Origin of the sequence: Cohnella herbarum (genome assembly GCF_012849095.1) — a bacterium.
In the GTDB taxonomy this organism is placed as follows: Bacteria; Bacillota; Bacilli; order Paenibacillales; family Paenibacillaceae; genus Cohnella; species Cohnella herbarum.
Window position 1 is genome coordinate 170,138 of the sequence record NZ_CP051680.1, and the last position, 23,899, is coordinate 194,036.

Consider the following 23,899-nt stretch of genomic DNA (forward strand, 5'->3'; position numbering starts at 1 on the left):
GAAATAAAAGTAAAAACAACCTTTAATATCGTTTTTATACCTAGTATAATAACGATATTAAAAGGAGGTTGAATAATGTATAAACCGGGAATCACGATTTGGTATAATGTTACCAGCATCGAACGCTCATTGGAATTTTATACGAAGCAGCTTGATTTTCAACTACAGTTTCATGATGCGGAAAGTGGAATGGCCATGATTCGTACGAACACTGACGATTGTATTATTGGTTTCTCTGAGGGTGTGGAAGTCATTCCTTCCACTTCTTCAACCGTGTTCGAAGTACATAACATCGAGCAGGCGGTTGAAGTCTTAGCGCGTAAAGGCGTTACATTTATTGGCGATATCGAAACGATCCCGAATATGACAAAGCTAGCAACGTTTACCGATCCTGATGGGCACAGCTTAATGTTAGCTGAGGATTTGACTTAGATAATGAATAAAGAAGCTCTTGTTATTCAAGCCGCGCAGAAGCTTTCGGGTCGTTGGACGATTCCGATACTGCTTGAATTGGAATCTAACGGGGGAAGGTTTACGCCCCTTCAGCGTCAGCTCGACATTGCGCCTGCGAGGCTGAGCGATAACTTAAAACAGTTAGTTCAGCTTGGAGTCATTCAACATCTTTCGCCCTATGAACGTCGCCATCCTTTGTTGCCTGAATATAAGCTTACCGAAGAAGGCAAGCATTGGAGAGAAATGGCCAAGGCCATTCAACTCGCCGAAACGAATATCGCGCACGGCTCCTTGTCGGCTAAAGCATGGAACATTCCGGTGCTGCTGACGCTTGGTTTCGAGCATGAGCATTTCCAAGAAATCCGCCGAGTACTCGATCAGGTAACGCCTCGCATGCTGTCTATGCGTCTCGACGAGTTGAACGCCGAGGGCCTCATTAGGAAGATGGTGTCCGAGCAGCCCCGACCTTCGTTTCTATACCAGCTTTCCAGTCATGCGCGGAATCCCGTCCATCGATTATCGGTTGATTTGTCTTCGTTGATCTAAGTCGGCGCATCGTCGGCGTTAGATTGCTTGAGCGGCATTGCGGCTGCGATAAACCAAAACAAAAAAAGTGTTAGTACAGTTTTAAAACCTCTGTACCAACACTTTTTTTGTTTATTCTTCCTTCGTTCTATCGTAAATCCCGGTTACGTTACTCTCTGTTGCTGTTCGTGAATATCATAATGTACTTAATCAGCTCTAGAAGGGAGATCAATGCTGCCGCAACGTATGTGAGGGCGGCTGCATTCAACACTTTCGCGACTCCGCGCTCTTCGTCTCTTGTTATGAACCCTTCGGCAACCATCAAGTCGCGAGCTCGGGAGCTTGCGTTAAATTCCACGGGCAAAGTAACAAGCTGGAAGGCTACGGCGGCTGTGAAGAAAATGATCCCGAAACCGATCAAATTGAGCGATTGCATCAGAAAACCCGCTATTAACAGGAAAGGCGCGATTCCGGAAGCGAGGCGAACGGCCGGGAACATGCGATGGCGAATGACCAGCATCGGGTACGAATTGTGATGTTGGATAGCATGTCCCACCTCATGGCATGCGACGGAGATGGCGGAAATCGAACTTTCGTAAAATACGGGCTCGGATAGTCGCACGATTCGGTGAACCGGATCGTAGTGATCAGTGAGCTTACCTTGTACAGGTTCGATCGGCACCTCCTGCAAGCCGTTTCGGTCGAGCAATCGTCTTGCTGCATCATATCCGGTTAAACCGCGCTCGTTGCGAACCTCGGACCAACGATTAAACGTGCTTTTGACTCGAAATTGGGCCCATAGCGACACGACAAAGGCAATGATGATCAGAAAGTCCATCGGGTGAAAAAACAGCATGATGAATTCCTCCGTCTAAGGTGAAGTGTCTTAAACCGCGTTACATAAAGTTACTTTTCCCCAAAAGAAGAAGAAGGGCTTCTACGCATGCCGCGGTTTGCGGTGTGATCGCTCGGAAGACTCTTTTCGCTTGCTGCGGTTTTAATTGCTCCAGGACGGGTTCTAATTCCTTGACTTCCCTTTCCAGCATTGCAAGATGTTCTTGAAGGTCCGACAGCTTACGGGTCACGGCTTCGTCCGTAACGGCACGATTCAACGAAGTAAACTGCTCGCGTATTTCTTCTAATGAATATTTCTGCGCTTTCAGTTGCTCGATACGGCGAATTCTCGTTAGCGTATCATCGTCGTAAAGCCGATAATTTCCTGTTGATCTTTTGGCTGGGGCTAAGAGACCTAAGCCTGTGTAATAATCGATTGTACGAGGGCTAATACCGGCCAAATTGGATAACTCTCCAATCCGGTACAGGCGTGGGGCATTGATCGATCCGCTGCGCATCGATTCACCTTCTTTCCTGTTTGTGGCTTTACATTACTATCATACAGAATGGAGAACCATACAGTCAAACGTGATGCTTACACTCTCGAGCCTTGCGTATGGCGGGAATATTCCATTGGTGGAATATTAAATGACATATAAGAGCGTTGTGTGAGCTATTAGAGTGAGAGGTTGGACGCTAAGAGCGATAAATTCACTATAAATTGGGTTTTTGTGGTCTAAATCCTAACATTACGCACCGTTTTCGAAGTTAATGTTAGATTTTTGGCGTATTTATTGAATTTATTTATGAAAATCATATTGTCAAATCGTCGAGATCAACCTATAATGACACTAAGCCTTTCTTAAGATGTCATGAAACATTACACGTAGGGAGTGGTCGGTGTGGTAAAAAAGAGTTTGATTTCGTTGGGTGCACTTCTCGTGCTGTTTCCGACAATGGCGTTCGCGGAGGATCCGTCCGCAGCACAGCTTAACATGGGTTTAAATGCTATGTGGGTAATGGTTGCCGCAGTACTCGTACTTCTCATGCAAGGCGGATTTATTCTGCTTGAGGCAGGCTCCACCCGTATGAAAAACGCCGGGCACGTGGCCGGTAAGACGATCTTCACGCTCGGTCTTGCTTCTATTGTATACTGGGCAGTCGGTTATGGATTCACATTCGGCGGCGATGCTTCGGAATCGCTCAACAAATTTATCGGATTAGGAAACTTCTTCTTCAGTCCGGATGTAGCATCGGTAGATAACGCATTGCCATCCTCGGTATTCTTCGTATTCCAGTTGGCCTTTGCGGCCGTATCTCTCTCGATCGCATGGGGCGGGTTCGCGGAGAGAGCTAAATTGTCCGCGTACCTTATTTTTACCTTATTCTTCGTATCGGTTATTTATCCGGTAGTCGCTCACTGGATCTGGGGCGGCGGTTGGTTGGCCAAAGACGGCGCGCAAGATTTCGCCGGATCGACGGTTGTTCACTTAACGGGTGCGATCGGAGCGTTGGCTGCAACGATCTTGTTGAAACCTCGTATCGGTAAATTCAACAAAGACGGTTCCGCGAACGAAATTCTTGGACACAACCAAGTATTCACCGCGCTTGCCGTATTGATTCTATGGGTAGGTTGGTTCGGATTTAACGCGGGTAGTACGGTTGCGATCGGCGATGGCTTCTTCGGATTCGTTGCCTTCAACACGCAATTGGGCGCAGCGGCAGGCGCGGTAGCCGCGTTATTGATCTCGTGGTTAGTCAACGGTAAAGCGGATATTACGGCGATGCTGAACGGTGCTCTTGCCGGTTTGGTTGCCATCACGGCATCTTGCGCGTTCGTTGATCCTTGGGCTGCGGTAGTTATCGGTTTAGTTGCCGGCGTGCTCGTATTCTTCAGCGCTAAATTTTTCGAGAAAATGAAAATCGACGACCCGATCTTTGCTCTCTCCGTTCACGGAGCGGCAGGAGTTTGGGGAACGTTGGCGAATGGTTTATTCGCAACGGAAGAATTGGCCGCCAAAGTCGGGATCGGAAGAGCGGGTCTGTTCGAAGGCGGAGGTTGGGAACAATTATGGGTTCAATTCGAATCCGTCGTCGTATGCGGAGCGTTCGCTTTCATCGCGTCTTTCATCGTATTGTGGGTCGTCAAACAAGTCATCGGCTTCCGCGTAACGGAAGAGCAAGAAATTATCGGTTTGGATTTGAGCGAGCATGGGAATTACGGTTATCCTGAGCAAATGAAAAAAGCCGGAACATCGGTCTAATCCAATAGTCCTTTCACCGGCGTAAACACAGGAGGGGTAGAAACCGCATGCTTAATCCCGCTTGGGAGAAGCGGTTGCTCGACATCGCCGGAGCCGAGGATCTTGAGCAATTAAGATCGATAAGGGAACAGGAGCAATCCCGGTTGGCGACGGAGCTGTCCACCTCATCTGCCGAAGCAGTAGTAGAGACGTTAAACGAACTTCATGACGCTCTTATCGCCCAAGCGTTAAAGCTTGCGGAGAACGATTTGGCACGGTTGGGGCTGGGCGCCCCACCCGTGCCTTATACGTATATGCTGTATGGCAGCGGTGGACGCTTTGAGCAGACGTTGTACAGCGACCAAGACAGCGGTCTTGTGTACGCGGATGCCTCTAACGAAGTCGAAGACGAACGATGCCGCAAGTTTTTCCCCATATTTGCAGAGACCGTAGTCCGAAACTTAATCCGGCTTGGCTACCCTCCTTGCGAAGGCAGCGTCATTGCTTCTAACCCGGAATGGTGTTTGTCGCTTCGGGATTGGGAGAAGAAGATCGACAATTGGTTCGCTGAACCGAGTTGGGAGAATGTCAGGTATTTGCTTATCGCTGCCGACGGACGGCCCGTGTCCGGGGACCGGAATCTGGCGGACAGATTACAAGATCGCTTCTATACGGATATGCTCAACCGTCCGATAATCGCGCGACGAATGATGGAGAACACGATCAGGCATAAAGTGCTTGTCGGCGTGTTCGGGCAGTTGTTGACGGAAAGATACGGAGAAAACGCGGGAAGCTTGGATATTAAATACGGCGCCTATATCCCTATGGTGAATGCGTTCAGATTGCTCGCGATACAAGCCGGCATACGCGAAACAAGCACGTTAAAGCGAATTAACGCACTGCGTAAAGCGGATTTGCTCGCGGAGGAAGAGGAGACCGAGGCTTACGAAGCTTTTTCATTTTTCTTGAAATTAAGACTGCTTGCGACGCTGGCCGTCGAGGAGGGGCAACCCGGAGGCGCGGGTAAAATTCCGGCGGAGCATATTACGAAGGAACTAAAAATTCCGCTCAAGAAAGCTTTGAAAGCCGGCAAAAAAATACAACGCAGAGTACAAAGGGAGTTGCAGCACCGTTTCGGCGGGAGGTGAAAGCTATGAAGGAACCCAAAGACACGAACTCGATGGGTAGAATGTGGAATTTGTATAAAATGGGCGGGATTACGCCGGCCATAGCTTCCATGCTGGGTTCATCCAATGCTCAACAGATGGCCTTTATCCGTTCCATGTCGCGCGATCAACGCAAGGGAAGCTCCTTGGAAATGCAGCTTTCGGAGATGGAGGCGGTTGTTTTCGATTTGGAGACAACCGGCTTCTACCCGTATAACGGAGACGAAATATTGTCTATCGGCGGAGTGATTATCCGAGGAGGGAATTTCGATGAAGCGGAGCCGTTCTATCAGCTCGTCAATCCCAAGCGCAAAGTTCCTCGCCACATTACGGAGTTAACGGGCATTACGAACGAGATGGCCGAGAATGCGCCCGATTTAATGCAAGTGCTGCACGATTTCATGGATTTCGCGGGTAAAAGAGTGCTTATCGCCCACGGCAGCGGTCACGATAAGCAATTTCTGAATTGCGCGTTATGGCGCACGTCGAAGGTGAATCTAACCCACCGGATTATCGATACGATGATGATCGCGAAGTGGCTGGAGCCGAAAGCTATCCATTATGGATTGGATGAAGTTCTGGAGCGTTACGGGATCGAAATATCGGAGCGTCATCATGCGCTTCATGATTCGGTCATGACGGCTAAGCTATATTTTAGGTTCCTGAAATTGATCATGGATCGGCAGGTTACGACGCTTGGCGAACTCTACGCGTATTTAAGCCGACATTGACTACAGCGGTCTTCGGACGACGGGCAACGGGTTCCAATCGCCTTGGGCTCTTCGCTCGTAAATCGCGATCTCGTGTTCGTCGCGGACGAGGCTGATAATCCAATATGTTCTCCAAGGAAGGGAACCCGATGTGTCGCTGACGCTCGGAGCGGTACTTCCTTCGGGGTGAGTATGGAATAAACCGACGATCATTCGTTGGTTTTTTTGTGCTTCGTAATAGACGGAAACCCAATCTTCGGGGTGGAAAGAATAAGATTCCCGGGAGAAGGGGGACGAATTGCGAATAAGACTAAATCCGTCGGCAAACACGACTCCTCCGCTTATCGTGCCGTAAATGACACCGCAAATTTCGTAAGATGACCGCTGACGCGAAATAGCGATCAGATCATTTTCCAAAGTCGAATCGAGATATACTTCCTTCATGCGTTCCATTGAGCGGATCAACTCCTACAAAACGAGTATGAGCGATCGCGGGGCGGCAAGCAACCGTTATTGCACTTGTTTTCCGGGTTTAACCAAGAAGAAAACAAGACCGAGCGCGATTAAGGACAACGCCGAGACGGTAATGAATACGAGTTGATGCGAGATTCCCATGAGCCAACCGAACAATGGCGGCCCCAATGCGACTCCGAAAAACCGAAGGCTGCTGTAGAGAGAAGTGATCATCCCCCGTTCGGCTTTTTCCACCGCGCCGGTAATCATCGTGTTCAGACAGGGAAGCAACAGTCCGGTTCCGATACTGCTTATGGTCAACAATCCGATAAACACGTACAAATTCGTATTTAACCATATGGCGAGCGCTAAAGAAACGACCATCAGAGCCAAGCCGATGTTCATTAGCCAGCGCATGAGGACGCCGTTCTTGCGGATAACTGTTCCCGTTATATAGGCGGTCAGTACCATGCCGAAAAGCGGGATGGCAAGGATGAACCCTTTTCGAACGCCGTCGATGGAATAGGGAGGCTCTTCCAGAATATTCGACAGGAAGAACAGTACGCCGAATAAAATAAACAAGGCTAGAGATCCGCCGAAGAAGGAAGAGATCAGCCAACGTCCGTTCGCGGCGAATATCCGTTTAATCGATTCCATATATTGCTTCAAAGGCTGGGGCGGTTCAGTGCGCTTCGGTTCTTTCAGCAGAAATATGACGGCGAGAAGAGACAATAAGCAGAAAGCCGGGAAGGCGAAAAACGCCGCATACCAGACGATTAGAGCCAGGAGAGCGCCTAATATCGGACTGACGACTTTACCGGTTCCGTTGGAAGCTTCAATCAAGCCGAGCGCTTGGCTTTCCTGGCCGTTCTTATACAAATCCCCGACAAGAGCCATGGCAATGGGAGCAGTGCCCGCTGCGCCGATCCCCTGAAGCGCTCTCGCGCCGATCAAGACGCCATAAGAATCCCAAACCGCGCCGAATCCAGCCAGTATTCCTGCTCCGCCGTAAAGGATTAGAGAAGGGATCATGACGGCTTTGCGGCTAAACCTGTCCGATAGATAACCGGCGATGGGAATGATAAGAGCTGCGGCAAAGGAAAACAAACTAATGACAAGGCTGCTTTGAAATTGGGAAACCCCGAGTTCGGTCTTAAGCTTCGGCAAAATGGGAACTAACATCGAATTTCCGAGAACGAGAACCAATGGGACGGTGGAAAGCGCTATGTATTCCCAAATTTTGCTTTTCCGACCTCCTTGGGCATCCGGAGATGATTTCGTTTTTTCGTTTTCGGGAGGAGCTTGCGAGGTGATTTCGCTTGTGAACGTTACGGTTAGCTTCCCTTTGGACTTCGTTGTAGCGGACACTCCCTATTCCTCCTTGGAACTTGCTTAGTTTGAAGCCGAGAACAGGATTAGAGTTCCCGCAATAGCGTTCAATATGCGCTGTGGGGAAAGGGCATTTCACATGCCGAGTTCGTGAACGTTTTGTGGCTTAGGTTGGAATGGAAGCGGCAAATGGGGTAAGATATAGTCAAATATCAATGCTTGAAAAGAGTGAACAAACAGATGAAAAAGAACGCGATGATATTAGCCCTCGTTGTAATTGCCGTTGCGGCCGTGTGGTTCTGGGATTCTTCCGGCAAGGAGCCTATAGCTCAAACGACAAATCAGCCTGTAGGGAAAGGGAATATACCGGCAGCGCCTGCTCCGAAAGTAAACCATTACGCGCCGTCGTTTAACCTGGCCTCGTTGGATGGTACGACTTCATACAATGTCGGCGGCAAAAGAGATAAGGTGCTGATCGTTAATTTCTGGGCAGCATGGTGCGGACCTTGCGAGGTGGAGGCGCCGGATCTTAAAGATATCTATGAGACGCATAAGGATCAACTGGATCTATACGCGGTTAATGCGACGAAATACGACAAGCTTAGGGAAGCCAAGGATTTCGTCAAAGAGCAACAACTCGTATTTCCTGTTCTAACGGAACCGAAGGGCGACGTGTTGGATAAATACAAGGTCAGCGGATATCCGGTAAGCTTTATCATAGACAGAGACGGCGTAATTCGCCATCGGATCGAAGGGATCATCGAACGGGAGCAATGGGAGATTTACTTGCAGGACGTTATCTCTTCCTAAATAGAAAATAGAGGGATCGCTCGGACGGAGAGTTCGGGCGATTTTGTTGTCGTATGGAAATTATGATCAATAGAAAAGTTGTGAATAACTTACTGATGAAAAAGACGATCAGAATGCATGAATTATTACATAGAAAAGCCCTTTGGAATCGGAAGAAATTAGAGTGGGGTTTATCGCTGCTTTGTTCCACTATTCTGAAGCATTTATAGGCTTTCTCCGAATGTGCATCGAGACTCGGCAGGATAGAGGATTAGCTAATATGGTGACTTGAGCAGTCGCGGCTGTACCGCTTTAAATCGAGCGAAGAGGCACCGTAGGTGGGAATAGAGCGTCTGTGCCGCTTTAAATCGAGCATAGAGGCACTTTGGGAGAAAATAGAGCGTCTGTGCCGCTTTAAATCGAGCATAGAGGCACTTTGGGAGAAAATAGAGTGGGTGTGCCGTTACTACTCAGGTAGTCTTAAATTGGAAATTACCACGGAGTGCGGATACGAGTGAGGCATGTAAAGGAAGCTTCTGTTTGAGGAGAGTGGAAATAAAGCCACGAATACTTGCAAATTGTTCGCCGCCAGTCGCCGTACGGAAGCATCCAGAAATCTTCTGCTTCACCTTGGACATACGGATGTCTCGTTCGGCCTGGTTGTTGTCAAAAGGGACGCGGGCAAGGTAGCCCGCTGACGTGCATGGCAAGCTGGGCAATACTTCTCCTCCGCGCGATGTTCAGTGACAACCAAACGGGGAAGTGGTAAGTCAAATATTTATCTCTTGGTATAGCCTTGCACGGCCACCCCATCAAGGGATTGGGCACAATGCTTACAAGTGGATACCGAATGCACGACGATTTCGTCCGGCGAAGTGCTGAAACGAAGTGTATGTCCATCATGGCCGGTAGGCGCACCCTTTTTGCCGCCAGACTGGCGCGAATTATTCTGTTTACGCAATCCGTCACTGGAGGGCGGTTTACTGCTGTTGTTGCTATTTTGGCCGAGTTGCCGTTCTAAATCGTTAACGCGCTTTTCTAACTTCTCGATTTGGAGGGTTTGCTTCTCGATTTGAGCGGCCTGCTTTTCGACAAGTTGGGTCAACTGTTGGTTTTGAGTAAGGAGCGCACTGAAATAACCCGCAATTTCTTTGTCGCCCTTGCAAATCTTATTCACTTGTTGCGAAGTTAGTTTCACGGGTGTCACGCGCTCCTCACTAGCAAAGTTTCTTTAACTACTACTTCGCTGTGAGATGCTCGAATTCCTTTAAATAGCAAAGAAAAAATCTCCCCGATTTTGGGGAGACCTGAGTAGTAACGGGTGTGCCGCTTTAAATTCAAATAGCCGTCAGGGAGAATTCCCTTGGTGGCTTTTGATGCTTTGCAAATCTTTGAAGCGGAATCTTAACAAATAAGGGATTCTGTGTCCGAATGATACAGCGGTGTACCGCGACATTAGAGATAGAGGGGCGGTCCCTGAAAGTGAACTCATGGGCTGTCTCTTTGCTATCTCGATCGCGCAAATCGTTTTGTGCGAAAACATCGGCTCGATTCTAAGCCATAACATCGGAATTCACCAATATAGCCACTTCCAACCATCGACCCTACGCCATAACATCAGAATTCACCACTATAGCCTCTTCCAACTATCGATCTGACGCCATAACATCAGAATTCACCGCTATAGCCTCTTCCAACGATCGATCTGACGCCATAACATCAGAATTCACCACTATAGCCTCTTCCAACCCTCGATCAGACGCCATAGTATCAGAATTCACCAATATAGCCTCTTCCAACTATCGATCCGTAAGAGTTTGGATGAAAAGCTGCCCGGTCATTCCGTCAACTCAGATGTCGACGACCTGGTCGCTTTGTTGTGCGATAGGCGGCCAAGCTGTATTCATTTATGCCCCTGTAATCCCACAAACTTATAATGGCACAAAAAAAGAGAGGCCTAAGCCTCTCGAGGGTTGCCTTTATTTCAAAGATTGCATTCATTTCATTAGTTGCTAGTGATTAACCAAACCATGCGCGCCGCCGGTAAATTCGGGTTCGCAATTATCTTTGACCATGCCAAGCAATGCATAGCGGATACTATCGATCAGCGCTTCCCAGCTGGCTTCGATGACATTGGAGGATACGCCGACCGTGCTCCATGTATCCTTGAAGTCCGTCGACTCGATCAACACGCGTACCTTGGCGGCCGTCGCGTCTTTCTCGTCCAGCACGCGCACCTTGTAGTCCGTCAGATGGATATCGCGAATTCCCGGATAGAACTGCACCAGCGCTTTGCGAAGCGCGTTATCGAGCGCGTTCACGGGGCCGTTTCCCTCGGCGACGGTATACACTTGCTCTCCCGCTACCGTAATCTTCACAATGGCTTCCGTAACCATCTGTCCTGCCGTCTTCTCGACCATGATCTTAAACGAGTCGACCGTAAAGACTTGAACGGATCCGCCGTAAGCGTCTCTCAAGAGAAGTTCCAGCGAAGCGTCCGCGCCTTCGAATTGGTAGCCTTGATGCTCCAGCTCTTTAATCCGATCGATGACATCGCGGGATTTTATTCCCTCGGCGTTAACGTCTAGGCCCATTTCTTGCGCTTTGGACAAGATGTTGCTTTGACCCGCAAGTTCGGAGACGAGCACGCGCTGCTTGTTGCCGACGAGATGCGGTTCGATGTGCTCGTAGGTTTTGGAATCCTTCATAATCGCGGAGACGTGGATGCCGCCCTTATGCGCGAATGCCGCGTTACCGACGTAAGGTTGGTTGACCGGCATATGTACGTTCGCGATTTCGCCAACGTAACGGGCGACGCTGGTAAGAGACTTCAACTGGTCATCGCTGACGCAGCTATAGCCCATTTTCAACTGTAATGTCGGCAAAATAGAGCAGAGATTAGCGTTGCCGCAACGTTCGCCGTATCCGTTAATCGTGCCTTGGATTTGACGCGCTCCCGCGGTAATTGCGGCAAGGGTATTGGCGACGGCAAGCTCGCAATCGTTATGCGTATGGATGCCGATCGGAGCATCGATTTCCCTGACGACTCGCGAGACGATCTCGCTGATCTCTCCGGGTAACGTTCCTCCGTTCGTATCGCATAAGACGATCCAAGCGCTTCCCGCGGCTTTCGCTTTGGCGAGCGCTGCTAAAGCGTATTCGGGGTTAGCCTTGTATCCGTCGAAAAAATGCTCGGCGTCGAACAAAGCTTCCATTCCGCTATTTTTAACGAAGGCCAGCGATTCATATATCATTGCCAAGTTTTCTTCCAATGTCGTCTGAAGAGCGGTGTGGACATGGAAATCCCACGATTTGCCGACGAGAGTCGCGGCTTGGGCACCCGATTCCGTGAGATGCTTTAAGTTAATATCATGTTCGCAGGAGCTATTCTTCCTGCGGGTGCTTCCGAAGGCGGTAAGCTTCGCTTGCAGCTTCGATTCCCGAACCCGTCGAAAAAACTCGATATCCTTGCTGTTGCTGCCGGGATTGCCGCCTTCGATATAGTGGACGCCCAAAGCATCGAGCTTTAGCGCGATTTTGACTTTGTCTTCAGCGGTTAAGCTGATACCTTCGCCTTGCGTACCGTCGCGCAAAGTAGTATCGAAAATAGTAAGGGGAGTTGACATGCGTTACCGGAATGCCTCCTTAAGTAAAAACAGGTGAAACTATTATAGCATGGCTTGGACCAAAAGTAGAGTCCAACCGTCATTGCCGCTATGCCGTTTATCTCTGTATAATAAGAAAAAGAACAGGAGGAATGAATGTGAGCGAGAGCGCGAGCAAACGTAGAATTATTTTACATATCGACATGAATGCGTTCTATTGCTCCGTTCATGCCGCCGAAGACCCGGAAACTTATAAAGGCAAACCGACCGCGGTAGCGGGCAGCGTCGAAATGCGCAAGGGGATATTGGTTACGAGCTCTTACGAGGCAAGGGCAAGGGGCATAAGAACGGGAATGACGGTTAGACAGGCGCTCGGCCTATGCCCGGAGTTAATGCTCATCTCTCCGAATTTCGATCTGTATCGCAAATACAGTCGAGCATTCCTTAACATCGCGGGAAACTATACGCCGTTGGTCGAAGCGGTGTCGATAGACGAATGTTTTCTTGACATCACCGGAAGCTCTCAATTCGGAACGCCGGTCGAGATTGCCGAGTCGATCGCGAAGCGGGTAAAGGATGAGTTGACGCTTCCTTGCTCGATCGGAATCGCGCCGAACAAGCTGCTGGCCAAAATGGCTTCCGATATGCGCAAACCCGATGCGATAACGATTCTCCGCAGACGGGAAGTACCCAAGCTGTTATGGAGCAAGCCTTGCCAAACTTTGTATGGAATCGGTTCCCGGACCGCGGACAAGCTATTACGGCTGAATATTAGGACGATCGGAGAGCTAGCCGCAGCGGACGAGAAAATACTGCTGGAAAGATTCGGCGTCTACGGAGCTTGGATGAAGCAGGCAGCTAACGGTATAGACGACTCGCCGGTCGAGCCGCTCCATGAAGCTCCCAAGTCCATCGGCCATACGACGACTTTGCCTGCCGACTTAACCGATCGGGATCAATATCGAAGGGTACTATTAAATCTTGCCGATCAGACAACCCGAAGATTGAGACATCAACGGATGGTAAGCACGACGATCCAAATTTCGATCCGGGATCCGGATATGCGTACGATCACGAGATCTTTCACGTTGGCCGTTCCGACGGATACGACCGAAGACGTATATCGGGTCGCTTGCCGCTTGATGGATGACCATTGGAAAGAGGGAAAGCCGGTTAGATTGCTTGGGATTACGTTGCAGGGATTAACTGCAAAAGAAGAAACGCCGTTACAGTTGGATTTGTTTTCTTACGAGGAGAAGCCCAAGAAAGATCGGTTAATTACGGCAATGGATATCCTAAGGGATAAATACGGCGAGAGCGCGGTACTGACGGCAGGCATGCTCGGAGATGATCCGTCGACTCTTATTCGCAACAAAAAGCTAAGGGGAACCTCCCTTCAAAAAGACTTTTTGCGCGAACGTTCGGACGATGGAAAGAATATGGTTTAGTAGCGGATATCGCGTAAAATTCTGTAATTTCGTTTGATCTTAGTGCTGATTTATATTATATTGAACAGTAGTGGACTACTCTTTAATGTAATCGACTCGGATTGAATGAAGGAGGTTAACTCATGGCTAAGTATACTTACGTAGATAAAGACACATGTATTGCTTGTGGCGCATGCGGCGCGACGGCTCCTGACATTTATGATTACGACGATGAAGGCCTTGCGGAGACGATTTACGGCAGCGATGGCAATCATGGAAATACGGAAATTCCCGAGGATCTTTACGATGATCTTCAAGATGCATCCGACGGTTGCCCGACGGATTCGATCAAGATCGCCGAAACTCAATTCAATATGTAGTCATTTTGAATTTGAAAAGCCCTTTTCTAGGTCATTCGACCTAGAAAAGGGCTTTTTTTGTCATGCGACTCATGACTCTCGTCACGAAAGTCACTTTTTAGACAAAGTGCAACAAAAAACCTATTGCTTACGCTATAATAAGGGTAATTGGAATCATTTACATACGGCGGGCGGGATTGCGTTTGAAAGAAATAATAAAAAGGATTGCCATCGTATTAAACGTACTGTTGTTGATCGCCGTGTTCTTTGTTTATCAGTCGCACTCGCTTCAAAAAATCGACAATTTACTCTTCGATTACGACATGAAGCAGGTTGCGAACCATAATCCGGATTCAAGAATCGTTATGGTCGCTATCGACGATGCTTCGCTCGCGGAATTAGGGAGATTTCCTTGGGATAGGGCCGTTTACGCACCTTTTCTAGCGAATTTGAATCAGGAGGGGAACCTCCCGAAAGCGATTGCTTTCGATATCATCTTCGGAGAAGAGAGCGAGAATCCGGATAGCGACATGGCTTTCGCGGAAGCTTTAGCGAGTTATCCTAACGTGATCCTGCCGGTTACCGGAATCATGGGCGACGTGTTCGGCACTTCGATCGCGAAGCGCTCAGAGTTGATCAAGGCTCAAGCCGTAGCGAAGCCTTACGAAATGTTCTCCGATCTCGTACAGCTCGCCCACATTAACCGCGTCGTAAGCAAAGACAGCGTAATCCGCCAAACTTGGCTGAATATTCAAGGCCCCGACGGCGAGGTTATCCCATCGTTAGCTTGGAAAGCGGCGGAGATGGCGGGGGCGGACCTTAGCAAATACGAGGGATTAACAGATCCGATCAAATCGGGCGAACCCGTGGCGGGAAATACCGCGACCATCGATTACCAGTTAGTGACCGATGATTTCATGACCGTTTCGTTCGTCGATGTGCTTAACGGAGCATTGCCCCCGGATTTGTTTAAGGATTCGATTGTATTCGTCGGTTTTACCGCGGTCGGATTGGCGAACGATGGGGACAAGACACCGGTGCATCCCCGATTGAGAAAAATTTCAAGCTCATGTACGCGCATGCGAATATTACGAATCAATTGCTGAACGGGACAACGGTCTCTTATATGCCGAATTGGTCGGAGCTGGCATTGTCTCTTCTATTGTTTGCCTTATTCGTGTATCTTCCATGGAGACTGAAGAACATCTATTCGATTCTTCTTTTCCTGGCCGTTTTCGCGGGAGTTCTCTATGGGCAGTTCGCTCTCTATCAAGCTTCCGCTATACATATGAACATCGTTTACGCGTTGTTGGCGATGATCCTTGCTTATCTGGCTAACGTCTCGCTTAAATCCTATATGGACAGCGTTCAGAAGAGCTTCGTAACCCGACAGTTCGGACGTTATATTTCTCCCGATCTCGTTAAACAGATCGTAGCTCAGGACATCGAGATCAAATTAGGCGGAGATTTGAAGCTCATTACGATTTTGTTCCTCGATATTCGAGGCTTTACTCCGCTTTCGGAGAAACTGACGCCGCCTGAACTGGTCGATACGTTAAATACGATGTTTAACATGATTACCGAGACGACGTTGCGTAACGAAGGAACGATCGACAAGTTTATCGGAGATGCGGCGATGATCTTATTCAACGCACCTCTGGATGTCGCCGAGCACGAACGGAAGGCGGTTAAGACGGCCTATGAAATCCAACAAGGGATGAACAAAATCCGCGACGAAATTATGGAAAAATACGAGTGCGAAGTTAACGTCGGGATAGGCGTTCATACGGGTAACGTGGTCGTCGGTAATATCGGTTCTTATTTAAGGGTCGATTACACGGCCATTGGCGACAACGTGAACATAGCGGCTAGGATCGAATCGCAGACGAAGAAGGGACAAGTTCACGTCTCCGAGCAAGTCTACGAGCAAACGAAGGATCACTTCCGTTTCGATGATGGGGAAGACCGCATGTTCAAAGGGAAGTCGCATCCGATAAGGGTATACGAGGTATTAGGTCCCATTGAGTAAATAGGGATCAGAACATTCCTTTCACTATATTAAACCATCCTACTCAACAAAAACTGAACAGATTTGAAGGGAGTTTTCCACGTGCGCAAAAGTCTATTGTATGTCATGACGTTCTTGCTGGCGGCATTGCCGCTCTTAGGAGCTATTTCGGAGTCTGCATCCGCAGCTTCGTCCCGCGTTGCCGTCATCAAAGAGTTAAAAGGTAGCGCGAAAGTCAAAAAAAGCGGGGGTTCCAAGGAGTTCACGGTTTTTAACAAGATGAGCTTGAACGAGGGAGACATCCTAACCGTCGAGGCGAATAGCTCGGCCGTGCTTCAGTTCGCCAACGGTACATCCGAGGACGATCTCATGACGGCGGCTTCGAACTCGACTTTAACATTCTCGAAGTTGTCCGATAGCAAAGGCACGACGACCCAGGTTAGCTTGTTGAAGGGCTCGGTGTGGTCGACAGTCAAGTCGATTAAAAATAAAGAAGACAAATTCACGCTGGAAACGCCGACGGCGATCATGGGCGTTCGCGGAACGAATTTGTTCATATGGGTCGACCCGATAACGGGAAGCTCGAGGTTTACGATCGCATCCGGCGTAGGAACGGTTACGCCAACGAATAATCAAAACGGTACGCCTCCGGACGTATTCGTCTATCCTAGCCAGCAGCTTACCGTCGACGATAGGGATCAAACGAACGAGTTTCCCGACGAAGTTATCCCGATTTTGCTAAGCGATATCGTAAACGGTATTTCTCCTCAAGTGCTGCAAGCGATTATTCAGGCTAAAGCAGACATCGACCGAGAAAACGAAGAGTATATTCAGAAGAAAAAAAAGGAATTGGAAAACGGCGCTCCCTCTGGCCAACCTTCCGGACCGAATACGCTCGAAGAACTGAACAGAATCTCCAGAAACTTGGATAACCTGATCGGCAATATCGTGAAAGCCGCACTGGACAGTAAAAAAGTTGATAGGAATGAAATGCAAAGATTGATCGACGAAGTCAACAAATCGTTAAAGAAGAAATTGGATTTGGATAAAGTCGCTCCGCTTGAATTAACCGATGCGGAAAAGAAAAAACAAGATGAGATTAAAAAGCTGCAAAATGAGAAAGCAGAGAAGATCAAGAAACAGAAGGAACAGGAAGAACAACAACGTAAGCTAGACGAGATGAAGAAGAAATTGGAAGAACAGAAGAAGAAGCTGGAAGAAGCAAATAAGAAGGCTCTTGAGGAAGCGAAGAAGAAGGCTAAAGAGGCATACGAGAAGCAACTAGCCGAAGCCGAGAAGAAGAAGTTTCAAGAAGAAAGCAAGAAACGCGAAGAGGAGCTTAAAAACCAGACTCCTACGCCGACTCCAAGTCCGACGCCTGGCGGTGGTGGAGGCGGACCGGCTTCGCCGACACCGACTCCAACGCCGACACCAACGCCGACACCAACACCGATGCCGGATGGGATTACGGGCTGGAAAACGACAACACCGACCGGCGAAGAGCTTATATGGGAAAAGACTTTGCAATCCGATACAAAAGATATTTACGCGGTGAGAACACAGACGCCGATCGATTCGATGAATATGGAAATCAAATTCGGCTCAGACATTAGCAAGGTCAAGTTGAACTATCAAGGATCAGACGAGGAATATTATGAATTCACTTGGACGTCGAGCGGGGAAGAGAAGACTCTTAATCACTTAAGTTCTGGATATGTGAAGATATACGTGACAATATTAACTGCGGATAACCCGGAGGCGTCGTACTCAGGCCATGAAACGAATTTTATTTTGTTGAACGGCGTGAACGAGCCGGTGTGGTCGGAGATTGATGATCCATTCAGTCTCGTCGATATTAGACGTGAAAGTACATTAGCTTTGAACAATGAGGGCGGTCATTTTAGCGTAGACGTGCCGGTATACACGCAAGAACTGCGCTTATACGGTGAACAATTACATGCTGAGAAAGTAATTTTCAATGGAGATGTGTACTCGTTTGAAGGGAGTTTAGATCTGTTCTTAGTTGCCAATCAAAATAACCTCGAATATTACGCGACGGATGAAGCCTACTTCTTTAAGCACAAATATGACTTAACGATAAATAGAAGTCCGCTTCCTCAGGGGATATCATCGTGGGATGTAAGCATTGAAGAAGACTATCCAGATGAAGAAGCTCCTACATTTCCGATTCAGATGTCTACGGAACCCGCGGTGAATGGCGTTTATCGATTCTACTCGGTTATTGAGGAACCTAATGAAGTTCAAGATGTTTTACTTAACTTGAATCTAGCCAATGGATACACAGGCACCATCACCAAGAGCGACAGATCACCGAATGAGGGTAGTGCGTTAGTTGGGGGAATAAATCGTATCGGACTACCCGTTTGGGGAGAAGGATACCATAAATTTAATCTTCATATAACCAGTATCGAATTCGAAGGACATTCAAGAGATTATGAGTTTGTGATAAAGGTCGGGGATCCGGATCAGTTTTTATTCGATTATGGCGGATTTGACGTATACAATGAATCCAGAGAAGAAGACTATTATTTATCCTCTGCAAACTATGCGGGAGAGAATACTTTTGTTAATGGTCAACCGGCAAGCGTCGATGAAGATGGAGTTGAGGTTATACTCGATCTGAATATCTACTTGGATAACTTCAACCTGGATTCAAGCGATGTAGTAGTCAAGTGGGGCGACTCAATCATTTGGTCAGAGGATGCAAACTACACAATAAGCGACCTGCAACCCGGGACAAATGAAGTCCTGATAGATATTGATCCATTAAGAAGCGAAAACACGGGTATCCCATTGAAATTGTATATTCATGTTGGAGAAATTCCGGAAAATTTGCGACTTCTCTACTTAACGGGTAAGAATGATCAATTCCCATCTGAACCGATCATATCCGTTACGGATGCAGTTTATTTCAATGATCCGACGAATCTTACTTTTCCAGTACCGCCTCAGAACGGGACATTGAGATTTGAAATCAAACTAAATAACCCGACTTCCCATATCGAGCTTTTCACTGAAACCGGGACTGAAACCCCTGAACCGGAATCTCCAGGGAAATACGAGATACCTATATCTTCTTCTTATTATTCTCAGAGAGAATATTATTTCATGGTAGTTGGGGCCGATGGTAGTCGGATCGTTTACGAAATTAAGATTTTAGGAATGATACCTTAACTTAGTTTTCAAAGGAGAATTTAGAAATGAATCGAACGAATAAGAGAATCATCGCTGGTTTATCCGCAATGACGCTATTCTTAGCGCCGAGCATAACTTCAGCGGCGGTTCAAACCGATTGGACGCAATCCGCTAAGCTATACGAGATACGTACATGGGCCGGGAAATCCGAATTGGGGAACGGAAACGGGAGTCTGAAAGTAGCTACATTCTTTCACCCGAGATCTGCTGTCGCTCTATCGGACGGTAGATTGCTAGTTTCCGATTCTTCGAACCATTTCCTGCGGATGATAACCACGGATAAAGTAACGGGTTATGCGGGAATCAATCTGGGGGAAGACGAAGCGACTTTCCCGCTAGGTGGCTTTAATGACGATGAACTTACAAAAGCAGCATTCTCTATGCCCTCTGGACTAGCGGTTGATGCCAAAGGGGTCGTGTACGTTGCCGACTCGGCGAATCATGCGATTAGAAAAATTAGCAAAGACGGTAAAGTTACAACGCTTGCCGGGAATGGCTTGATGGGTTCGGACAACGGGACGGGAGCGAACGCGAGATTCTACAATCCTTCCGATGTTGCCGTCGATAGCAAAGGAATCGTATACGTTGCGGATACTTTGAATAATTCGATTCGCAAAATTACCCCGGATGGCAAAGTGACGACGCTGAATGCGCCGTCTACGAGGATCATCGAGTACGTGGCCGGAGCTGTCGAAGAGGCAGGAGACTTCAAAGACGGTCCTTTGGCTTCGGCTAAGTTCAACGAACCAAGCGGATTGGCGATCGACTCGAAAGATAATCTTTACGTGAGCGACCGTGGAAACCAAAGAGTACGTTATATCGACTTCTCCACTGGAACGGTATCTACTGTAGCCGGAGGCGGGGATTACGCAGGGAAAAACGCTTATTACGTGCAAGGGGATTACGTTGATGGAACGGTAGCGCAATCCCGCCTTAACGCACCTGAAGGGCTTGCATTAACCGAAGACGGTGCTTTGATCGTCGCGGACAGCTTAAACCATGTCATCCGTATCGTGAAGAACGGCAAAGTATCTACTTTAGCGGGCGTTCCTATCGAGCCGGGCAGCGCTAACGGCGTTGTTGCACATGCTCAATTTAATCATCCTACGGACGTTACTGTGCTAAGCGATGGTAGACTTGTTATCGTGGACGAGTTCGGAAATAAAGTGCGTATTCTTCAGAAATATGCCCAACCGACCACGCTTCCAACGGGCAAAGGAATTTCCGTGCTGTTTAACGGAAAATTAGTTCCTACGGAAGTGCCGGCGCAATTGCAATCGAATGCCGTTCTTTTACCTGTTCGAGACGTAGGCAATGCTTTAGGATTCTCGGTTGCATTCGACAAGAAGACGGGCGATGCGCTCCTGACGAAAGGAGACGCCGTCTATTCCATCGGTAAAGGAACCGATTCCGTAACGAAAACCATTGCAGGCAAGAGCGAAAAGCTTGCCCTAAATGCCAAAACGAGCACGGTTGATAACCGCTTGTTCATACCGGTTAGATTTTTCGCCGATGAGAGTAACTTGGATATCCAATGGGACTCGTCCACTCAACTCGTCGTCATTCGAAGTAAAACATTCTAACTAGAAGCGTACCAAGGAATAACTAACAACTACGATGAAGCTGACGATCCTCTATTTGAGCGTCAGCTTCTTTAATGAACGAAAAATAAGTGAAACAAACAAGTTTAGGGGCAGAGGGGTGTATTTATGCGTATGGTTTTACGCTGGTTTTTGATCATTCTTATCGCTATTAGTCCTATTTTCGGTGCGTTAACGGAAAAGACTTCGGCTGCATCCTCGAGGATAGCGGTCATTAAAGAACTGACAGGAACAGTTAAAGTCAAGAAAGCCGGCGGTGCCAAGGAGTTTACTGCATTTGCCAAGATGAGTCTAAACGAAGGGGATATCCTTGCGGTTGCCGGAAGCAGCTCAGCAATCCTGCAATTCGCCAACGGAACGGAAGAGGATGACAAGATGACAGTCGGAGCTAACTCGACCTTATCATTCTCCAAGCTATCCAACAAGAAGGGCACGACAACCAAAGTCAGCATGTTTAACGGGTCCGCCTGGGTAGACGTGAAGTCGATCGAAAATAATGAGGATGCATTCTCCCTAGAAACACCTACGACCATCATGGGCGTTCGGGGGACTCATCTTCTGGTAAACGTAGATCCGCTTAGCGGAGCGACTCATCTGACGGTTGTAGCAGGAGTCGTCAATGCGAGCACGACCGATTCCGCTAATCCCGATACACGGAACGTTTATCCGACGGAAAACGCTTTGATCACTGGTGATGATAGGAATAGGAGTCCGGAAATAACGATTGCTCCCGTCGATCTAGAGCGGTTGATGCAGTTGAACAACGCTTCTATCGTCCAGGCGATCATTCGGGCAGCAGCGGATATTAGCGAAGAAAATAAAGCTAGGATGGACGATTACGTGAATGAGGCGGAGTTTGTCAGACCGTCGGACGAATCGCGTTATCGAAACAACGTAGAGAACCTCTTAGGCGCGGTCTTTGCCCAAGCGTTAAATAGTCAGCTCGTGACTCAAGAGCGATTAACTCAAATGTTAGCAGAGGTCCGTGCGCAATCCGGCGTGGCTATTGATTTGAGCAAGAAAACAATCGAGTTATCGGCTGAAGAGAAGCAACGGCAGAACGAGCAACGCAGTAAGGAGCAAGAAGCACGGAAACATGCTTTGGAAAAGAAGCAACAAGAAGAGAAAATACGGGATCGGGAGTTAGCCGAGAAGCTGAACAAAGAAAGTAAGTTAAGAGAAGAAGAGAAACGGAAAGCGTTGTTAGATAAAAATAAACGCGCAACCGAGCAATACGAAAGCTTGTTGAACGAGGCAGAGAAGAAGCGCTTTAATGAAGAGCGGTTGAAACTCGGGAATGGCATTCCGACTCCTTCTCCGGCATTGGGCGGTGGAGGTGGGACACAGCCAAGCTCGACGGTGTCACCAACACAGTCACCGACAGAGTCACCAACACAGTCACCAACACAGTCACCAACACAGTCACCGACACAGTCGCCTGACCCGAGTGCAACGAATGCGCTCCTCAGTTCTTTAACGCTTCAAATCGAGGACGAGGGCGAGGGCGAAAATGAAGGAGAGGGCGAGAGTTGGACTAACGTTGATTTCGGTTTCGAGCCCGAAACGAAACAATACGAGATCGATATTGATAGAGACAGCGCGATGCTTAAGCTTAAAGCGATTCCAGTGGCTGCCGGTGCCTCCATTCAATCGGTACAAGTCGATGGCGAATCCGTCACGGTTTCTAATGGCGAGTATTCTTTTCTCAGTAGCGGCTACCATATGGTCTCAGTGAACGTCTTGGCTCCGAACGGCATCAACTCGGAAGTCTACACGTTGAAGATCCAACGTCCCTTGACGATGTATGGAGTCCAATCTTGGTCGAGCAATCAGGGAGTGGAATGGTACAAAGTAACTGAGGACTATTTTAGTGGGCAGACTCTAACTTCTTTAAGCGAAATCACCTTTCATTTCGAGTTCGATTCGGGAGTCTCTTATGCGGAGATGAGAACGTCGGTTGGAGAGCCGGTTAGAACGGATGTAGATGGAAACTTGCGATTGACCGGATTACCGGAATCAAGTTATGTATTGTTATCTTTACAGCTCTTCGATTCATCCGATGCATTAGTCGGTCAGGAAAAAGCGCTGTGGATAATGAATGGTCTCTCGCAGCCTGATTTTGATGTGGAAGAGCCATTCAAGTTACTGATGGACGTACCGAGCCCTTATCCGATCGAGTATTCCGAGACAGCTGAAGAGGATCATTATTTCGCGGAAACGGATCATCATCAAGACGGAGCTCTGATTCGAATTCCTGGCCCAATGGATGAAAGTCTGATAGTACCGTTTGCTATATTCGATCATCAGAAAGATGAATTTATTACGTCGCCTTGGGAGCTTCTGTTGCAATATGGCAACAACGATTTTACCGTATACGTAACGGATCGAACCGGATTCTTTTTCCACACTTACGAACTGAGGATATTCCGCGCGCCTGCACCGTACCCGTTAACCGATTGGAGCCTCTCAAGCGGTGGCGAGGATGGGGAATATTGGAACTATGTCAAAGGGTTATACGGGAAGAGCCGCTATTATCTCCAAATCCCGTTAGCTCAGGAATCAGCCGAATTCCGGATGTCATGGGATCCCGAAGCACCGAAGGCCCCATTATCCTATCGGTTGTTCGATGAAGATATGGACCGGATTGCCAACGGAGAAGGCGGTGCAGGTTCGTTTATTCAATCGCTGTCTCTTGAACCGGGATACAACAGATATCTTCTCGAGATAATGGATTACGAGAACTATCCCATCAAGTATGAGTTGGTCATCGTGAGAGGAGAGCTCCCTGAGCTCACGCTAGGTGAATTTGAGATCAAGCAGATCCTCTCGGAAAACACTTCGGTCGCTATGAATGTCTATTCAACCGGTCCGAATTCGTTTAATGCAGTCGAGAATGTCTATGGAATTAATAATTTTAGCTTGCGATTGCTGGAGCATGAACGGACTGAAGTGTTTTTGTACGCATCGGGATACACGTCCCCTGACGAATCCGGCACCTATATTTTCAACAACACGCCGTATGGAGTGAAGCAGTTCGAGATTTTGCTGCGAGATATTACGCATCAGGTTCATAAGCCCTTTTATTTAAACATTAACTTCGTTCAGGCACCCCCGCCACCCCCGTGAGTCGCGGCATGAATTAGCACGTAAATCAGTATCCAGAAGCATATCCACTCGGTGC

General features: G+C 48.2%; 19 protein-coding genes and 2 pseudogenes. 14 read left to right on the forward strand and 7 right to left on the reverse strand.

Features of this window, described 5'->3' with window-relative positions; translation table 11 throughout:
• Nucleotides 1–75: 75 nt before the first annotated feature.
• Together HH215_RS00800 and HH215_RS00805 are read left to right on the forward strand one after the other, a co-directional pair.
• Nucleotides 76–432, forward strand: coding sequence for a VOC family protein (locus HH215_RS00800; RefSeq protein WP_169278165.1), 357 nt, complete (start codon nt 76–78; stop codon nt 430–432).
• Nucleotides 433–435: 3 nt separating this feature from the next.
• A complete protein-coding gene (locus HH215_RS00805; RefSeq protein WP_169278166.1) occupies nt 436–999 on the forward strand; it encodes a winged helix-turn-helix transcriptional regulator in 564 nt (187 codons plus the stop codon).
• Between the two features lie 148 nt (nt 1,000–1,147).
• Here HH215_RS00805 and HH215_RS00810 read toward each other — a convergent pair whose 3' ends face one another.
• Nucleotides 1,148–1,834 carry a zinc metallopeptidase gene (locus tag HH215_RS00810; RefSeq protein WP_169278167.1) on the reverse strand — a complete coding sequence of 229 codons (687 nt, stop codon included), beginning with the start codon at nt 1,832–1,834 and terminating at the stop codon, nt 1,148–1,150.
• A 40-nt stretch (nt 1,835–1,874) separates the two neighbouring features.
• Nucleotides 1,875–2,330, reverse strand: coding sequence for a MerR family transcriptional regulator (locus HH215_RS00815; RefSeq protein WP_169278168.1), 456 nt, complete (start codon nt 2,328–2,330; stop codon nt 1,875–1,877).
• Between the two features lie 438 nt (nt 2,331–2,768).
• Between HH215_RS00815 and HH215_RS00820 the strand changes: the two genes are divergently transcribed.
• From HH215_RS00820 to HH215_RS00830, 3 genes are read left to right on the forward strand one after another with little or no spacing between them, the layout of a single operon-like run.
• Nucleotides 2,769–4,076, forward strand: coding sequence for an ammonium transporter (locus HH215_RS00820; protein ID WP_174887660.1), 1,308 nt, complete (start codon nt 2,769–2,771; stop codon nt 4,074–4,076).
• Nucleotides 4,077–4,123: 47 nt separating this feature from the next.
• A complete protein-coding gene (locus HH215_RS00825) occupies nt 4,124–5,203 on the forward strand; it encodes a DUF294 nucleotidyltransferase-like domain-containing protein (RefSeq protein ID WP_169278170.1) in 1,080 nt (359 codons plus the stop codon).
• Between the two features lie 5 nt (nt 5,204–5,208).
• Nucleotides 5,209–5,952, forward strand: coding sequence for an exonuclease domain-containing protein (locus HH215_RS00830; RefSeq protein WP_169278171.1), 744 nt, complete (start codon nt 5,209–5,211; stop codon nt 5,950–5,952).
• Here HH215_RS00830 and HH215_RS00835 read toward each other — a convergent pair whose 3' ends face one another.
• Complete coding sequence (locus tag HH215_RS00835) at nt 5,953–6,384, reverse strand: Mov34/MPN/PAD-1 family protein (protein ID WP_169278172.1); 432 nt, start codon at nt 6,382–6,384, stop codon at nt 5,953–5,955.
• 57 nt (nt 6,385–6,441) lie between these two features.
• Nucleotides 6,442–7,752, reverse strand: coding sequence for an MFS transporter (locus tag HH215_RS00840; RefSeq protein ID WP_169278173.1), 1,311 nt, complete (start codon nt 7,750–7,752; stop codon nt 6,442–6,444).
• Nucleotides 7,753–7,953: 201 nt separating this feature from the next.
• Here HH215_RS00840 and HH215_RS00845 point away from each other — a divergent pair, with 201 nt between their 5' ends.
• Nucleotides 7,954–8,523, forward strand: a complete 570-nt coding sequence (locus tag HH215_RS00845; RefSeq protein WP_169278174.1) for a TlpA family protein disulfide reductase — start codon at nt 7,954–7,956, stop codon at nt 8,521–8,523.
• Between the two features lie 449 nt (nt 8,524–8,972).
• On the opposite strand, the pseudogene HH215_RS36935 reads toward HH215_RS00845, so the two are convergent.
• From HH215_RS36935 to cimA, 3 genes and pseudogenes are all read right to left on the reverse strand, one after another.
• Nucleotides 8,973–9,179, reverse strand: a pseudogene (locus HH215_RS36935) (IS66 family transposase); the annotation flags it as partial.
• Nucleotides 9,180–9,280: 101 nt separating this feature from the next.
• Nucleotides 9,281–9,700: a DUF6444 domain-containing protein gene (locus HH215_RS00855; RefSeq protein WP_169278176.1), complete on the reverse strand. Its 420-nt coding sequence runs from the start codon at nt 9,698–9,700 to the stop codon at nt 9,281–9,283.
• Between the two features lie 814 nt (nt 9,701–10,514).
• Nucleotides 10,515–12,128 carry a citramalate synthase gene (cimA, locus tag HH215_RS00860; protein ID WP_169278177.1) on the reverse strand — a complete coding sequence of 538 codons (1,614 nt, stop codon included), beginning with the start codon at nt 12,126–12,128 and terminating at the stop codon, nt 10,515–10,517.
• A gap of 131 nt (nt 12,129–12,259) precedes the next feature.
• Here cimA and HH215_RS00865 point away from each other — a divergent pair, with 131 nt between their 5' ends.
• From HH215_RS00865 to HH215_RS00895, 8 genes and pseudogenes are all read left to right on the forward strand, one after another.
• Nucleotides 12,260–13,555: a DNA polymerase IV gene (locus tag HH215_RS00865; protein WP_169278178.1), complete on the forward strand. Its 1,296-nt coding sequence runs from the start codon at nt 12,260–12,262 to the stop codon at nt 13,553–13,555.
• 122 nt (nt 13,556–13,677) lie between these two features.
• Nucleotides 13,678–13,914 carry a ferredoxin gene (locus HH215_RS00870; RefSeq protein WP_169278179.1) on the forward strand — a complete coding sequence of 79 codons (237 nt, stop codon included), beginning with the start codon at nt 13,678–13,680 and terminating at the stop codon, nt 13,912–13,914.
• A gap of 182 nt (nt 13,915–14,096) precedes the next feature.
• Nucleotides 14,097–14,999, forward strand: coding sequence for a CHASE2 domain-containing protein (locus tag HH215_RS00875; RefSeq protein ID WP_169278180.1), 903 nt, complete (start codon nt 14,097–14,099; stop codon nt 14,997–14,999).
• Nucleotides 14,963–15,922, forward strand: a complete 960-nt coding sequence (locus HH215_RS00880; protein WP_169278181.1) for an adenylate/guanylate cyclase domain-containing protein — start codon at nt 14,963–14,965, stop codon at nt 15,920–15,922. Before HH215_RS00875 ends, HH215_RS00880 begins: the two co-directional genes overlap by 37 nt.
• 258 nt (nt 15,923–16,180) lie before the next feature.
• Nucleotides 16,181–16,447, forward strand: a pseudogene (locus HH215_RS36940) (FecR domain-containing protein); the annotation flags it as partial.
• Nucleotides 16,448–16,450: 3 nt separating this feature from the next.
• A complete protein-coding gene (locus HH215_RS00885; protein ID WP_254450325.1) occupies nt 16,451–19,096 on the forward strand; it encodes a hypothetical protein in 2,646 nt (881 codons plus the stop codon).
• Between the two features lie 26 nt (nt 19,097–19,122).
• Complete coding sequence (locus HH215_RS00890; RefSeq protein ID WP_169278183.1) at nt 19,123–20,700, forward strand: NHL domain-containing protein; 1,578 nt, start codon at nt 19,123–19,125, stop codon at nt 20,698–20,700.
• Nucleotides 20,701–20,826: 126 nt separating this feature from the next.
• Entirely contained in the window at nt 20,827–23,844 is a 3,018-nt protein-coding gene (locus tag HH215_RS00895; RefSeq protein WP_169278184.1) for a cadherin-like beta sandwich domain-containing protein, read from the forward strand.
• The last annotated feature ends 55 nt before the right edge of the window (nt 23,845–23,899 follow it).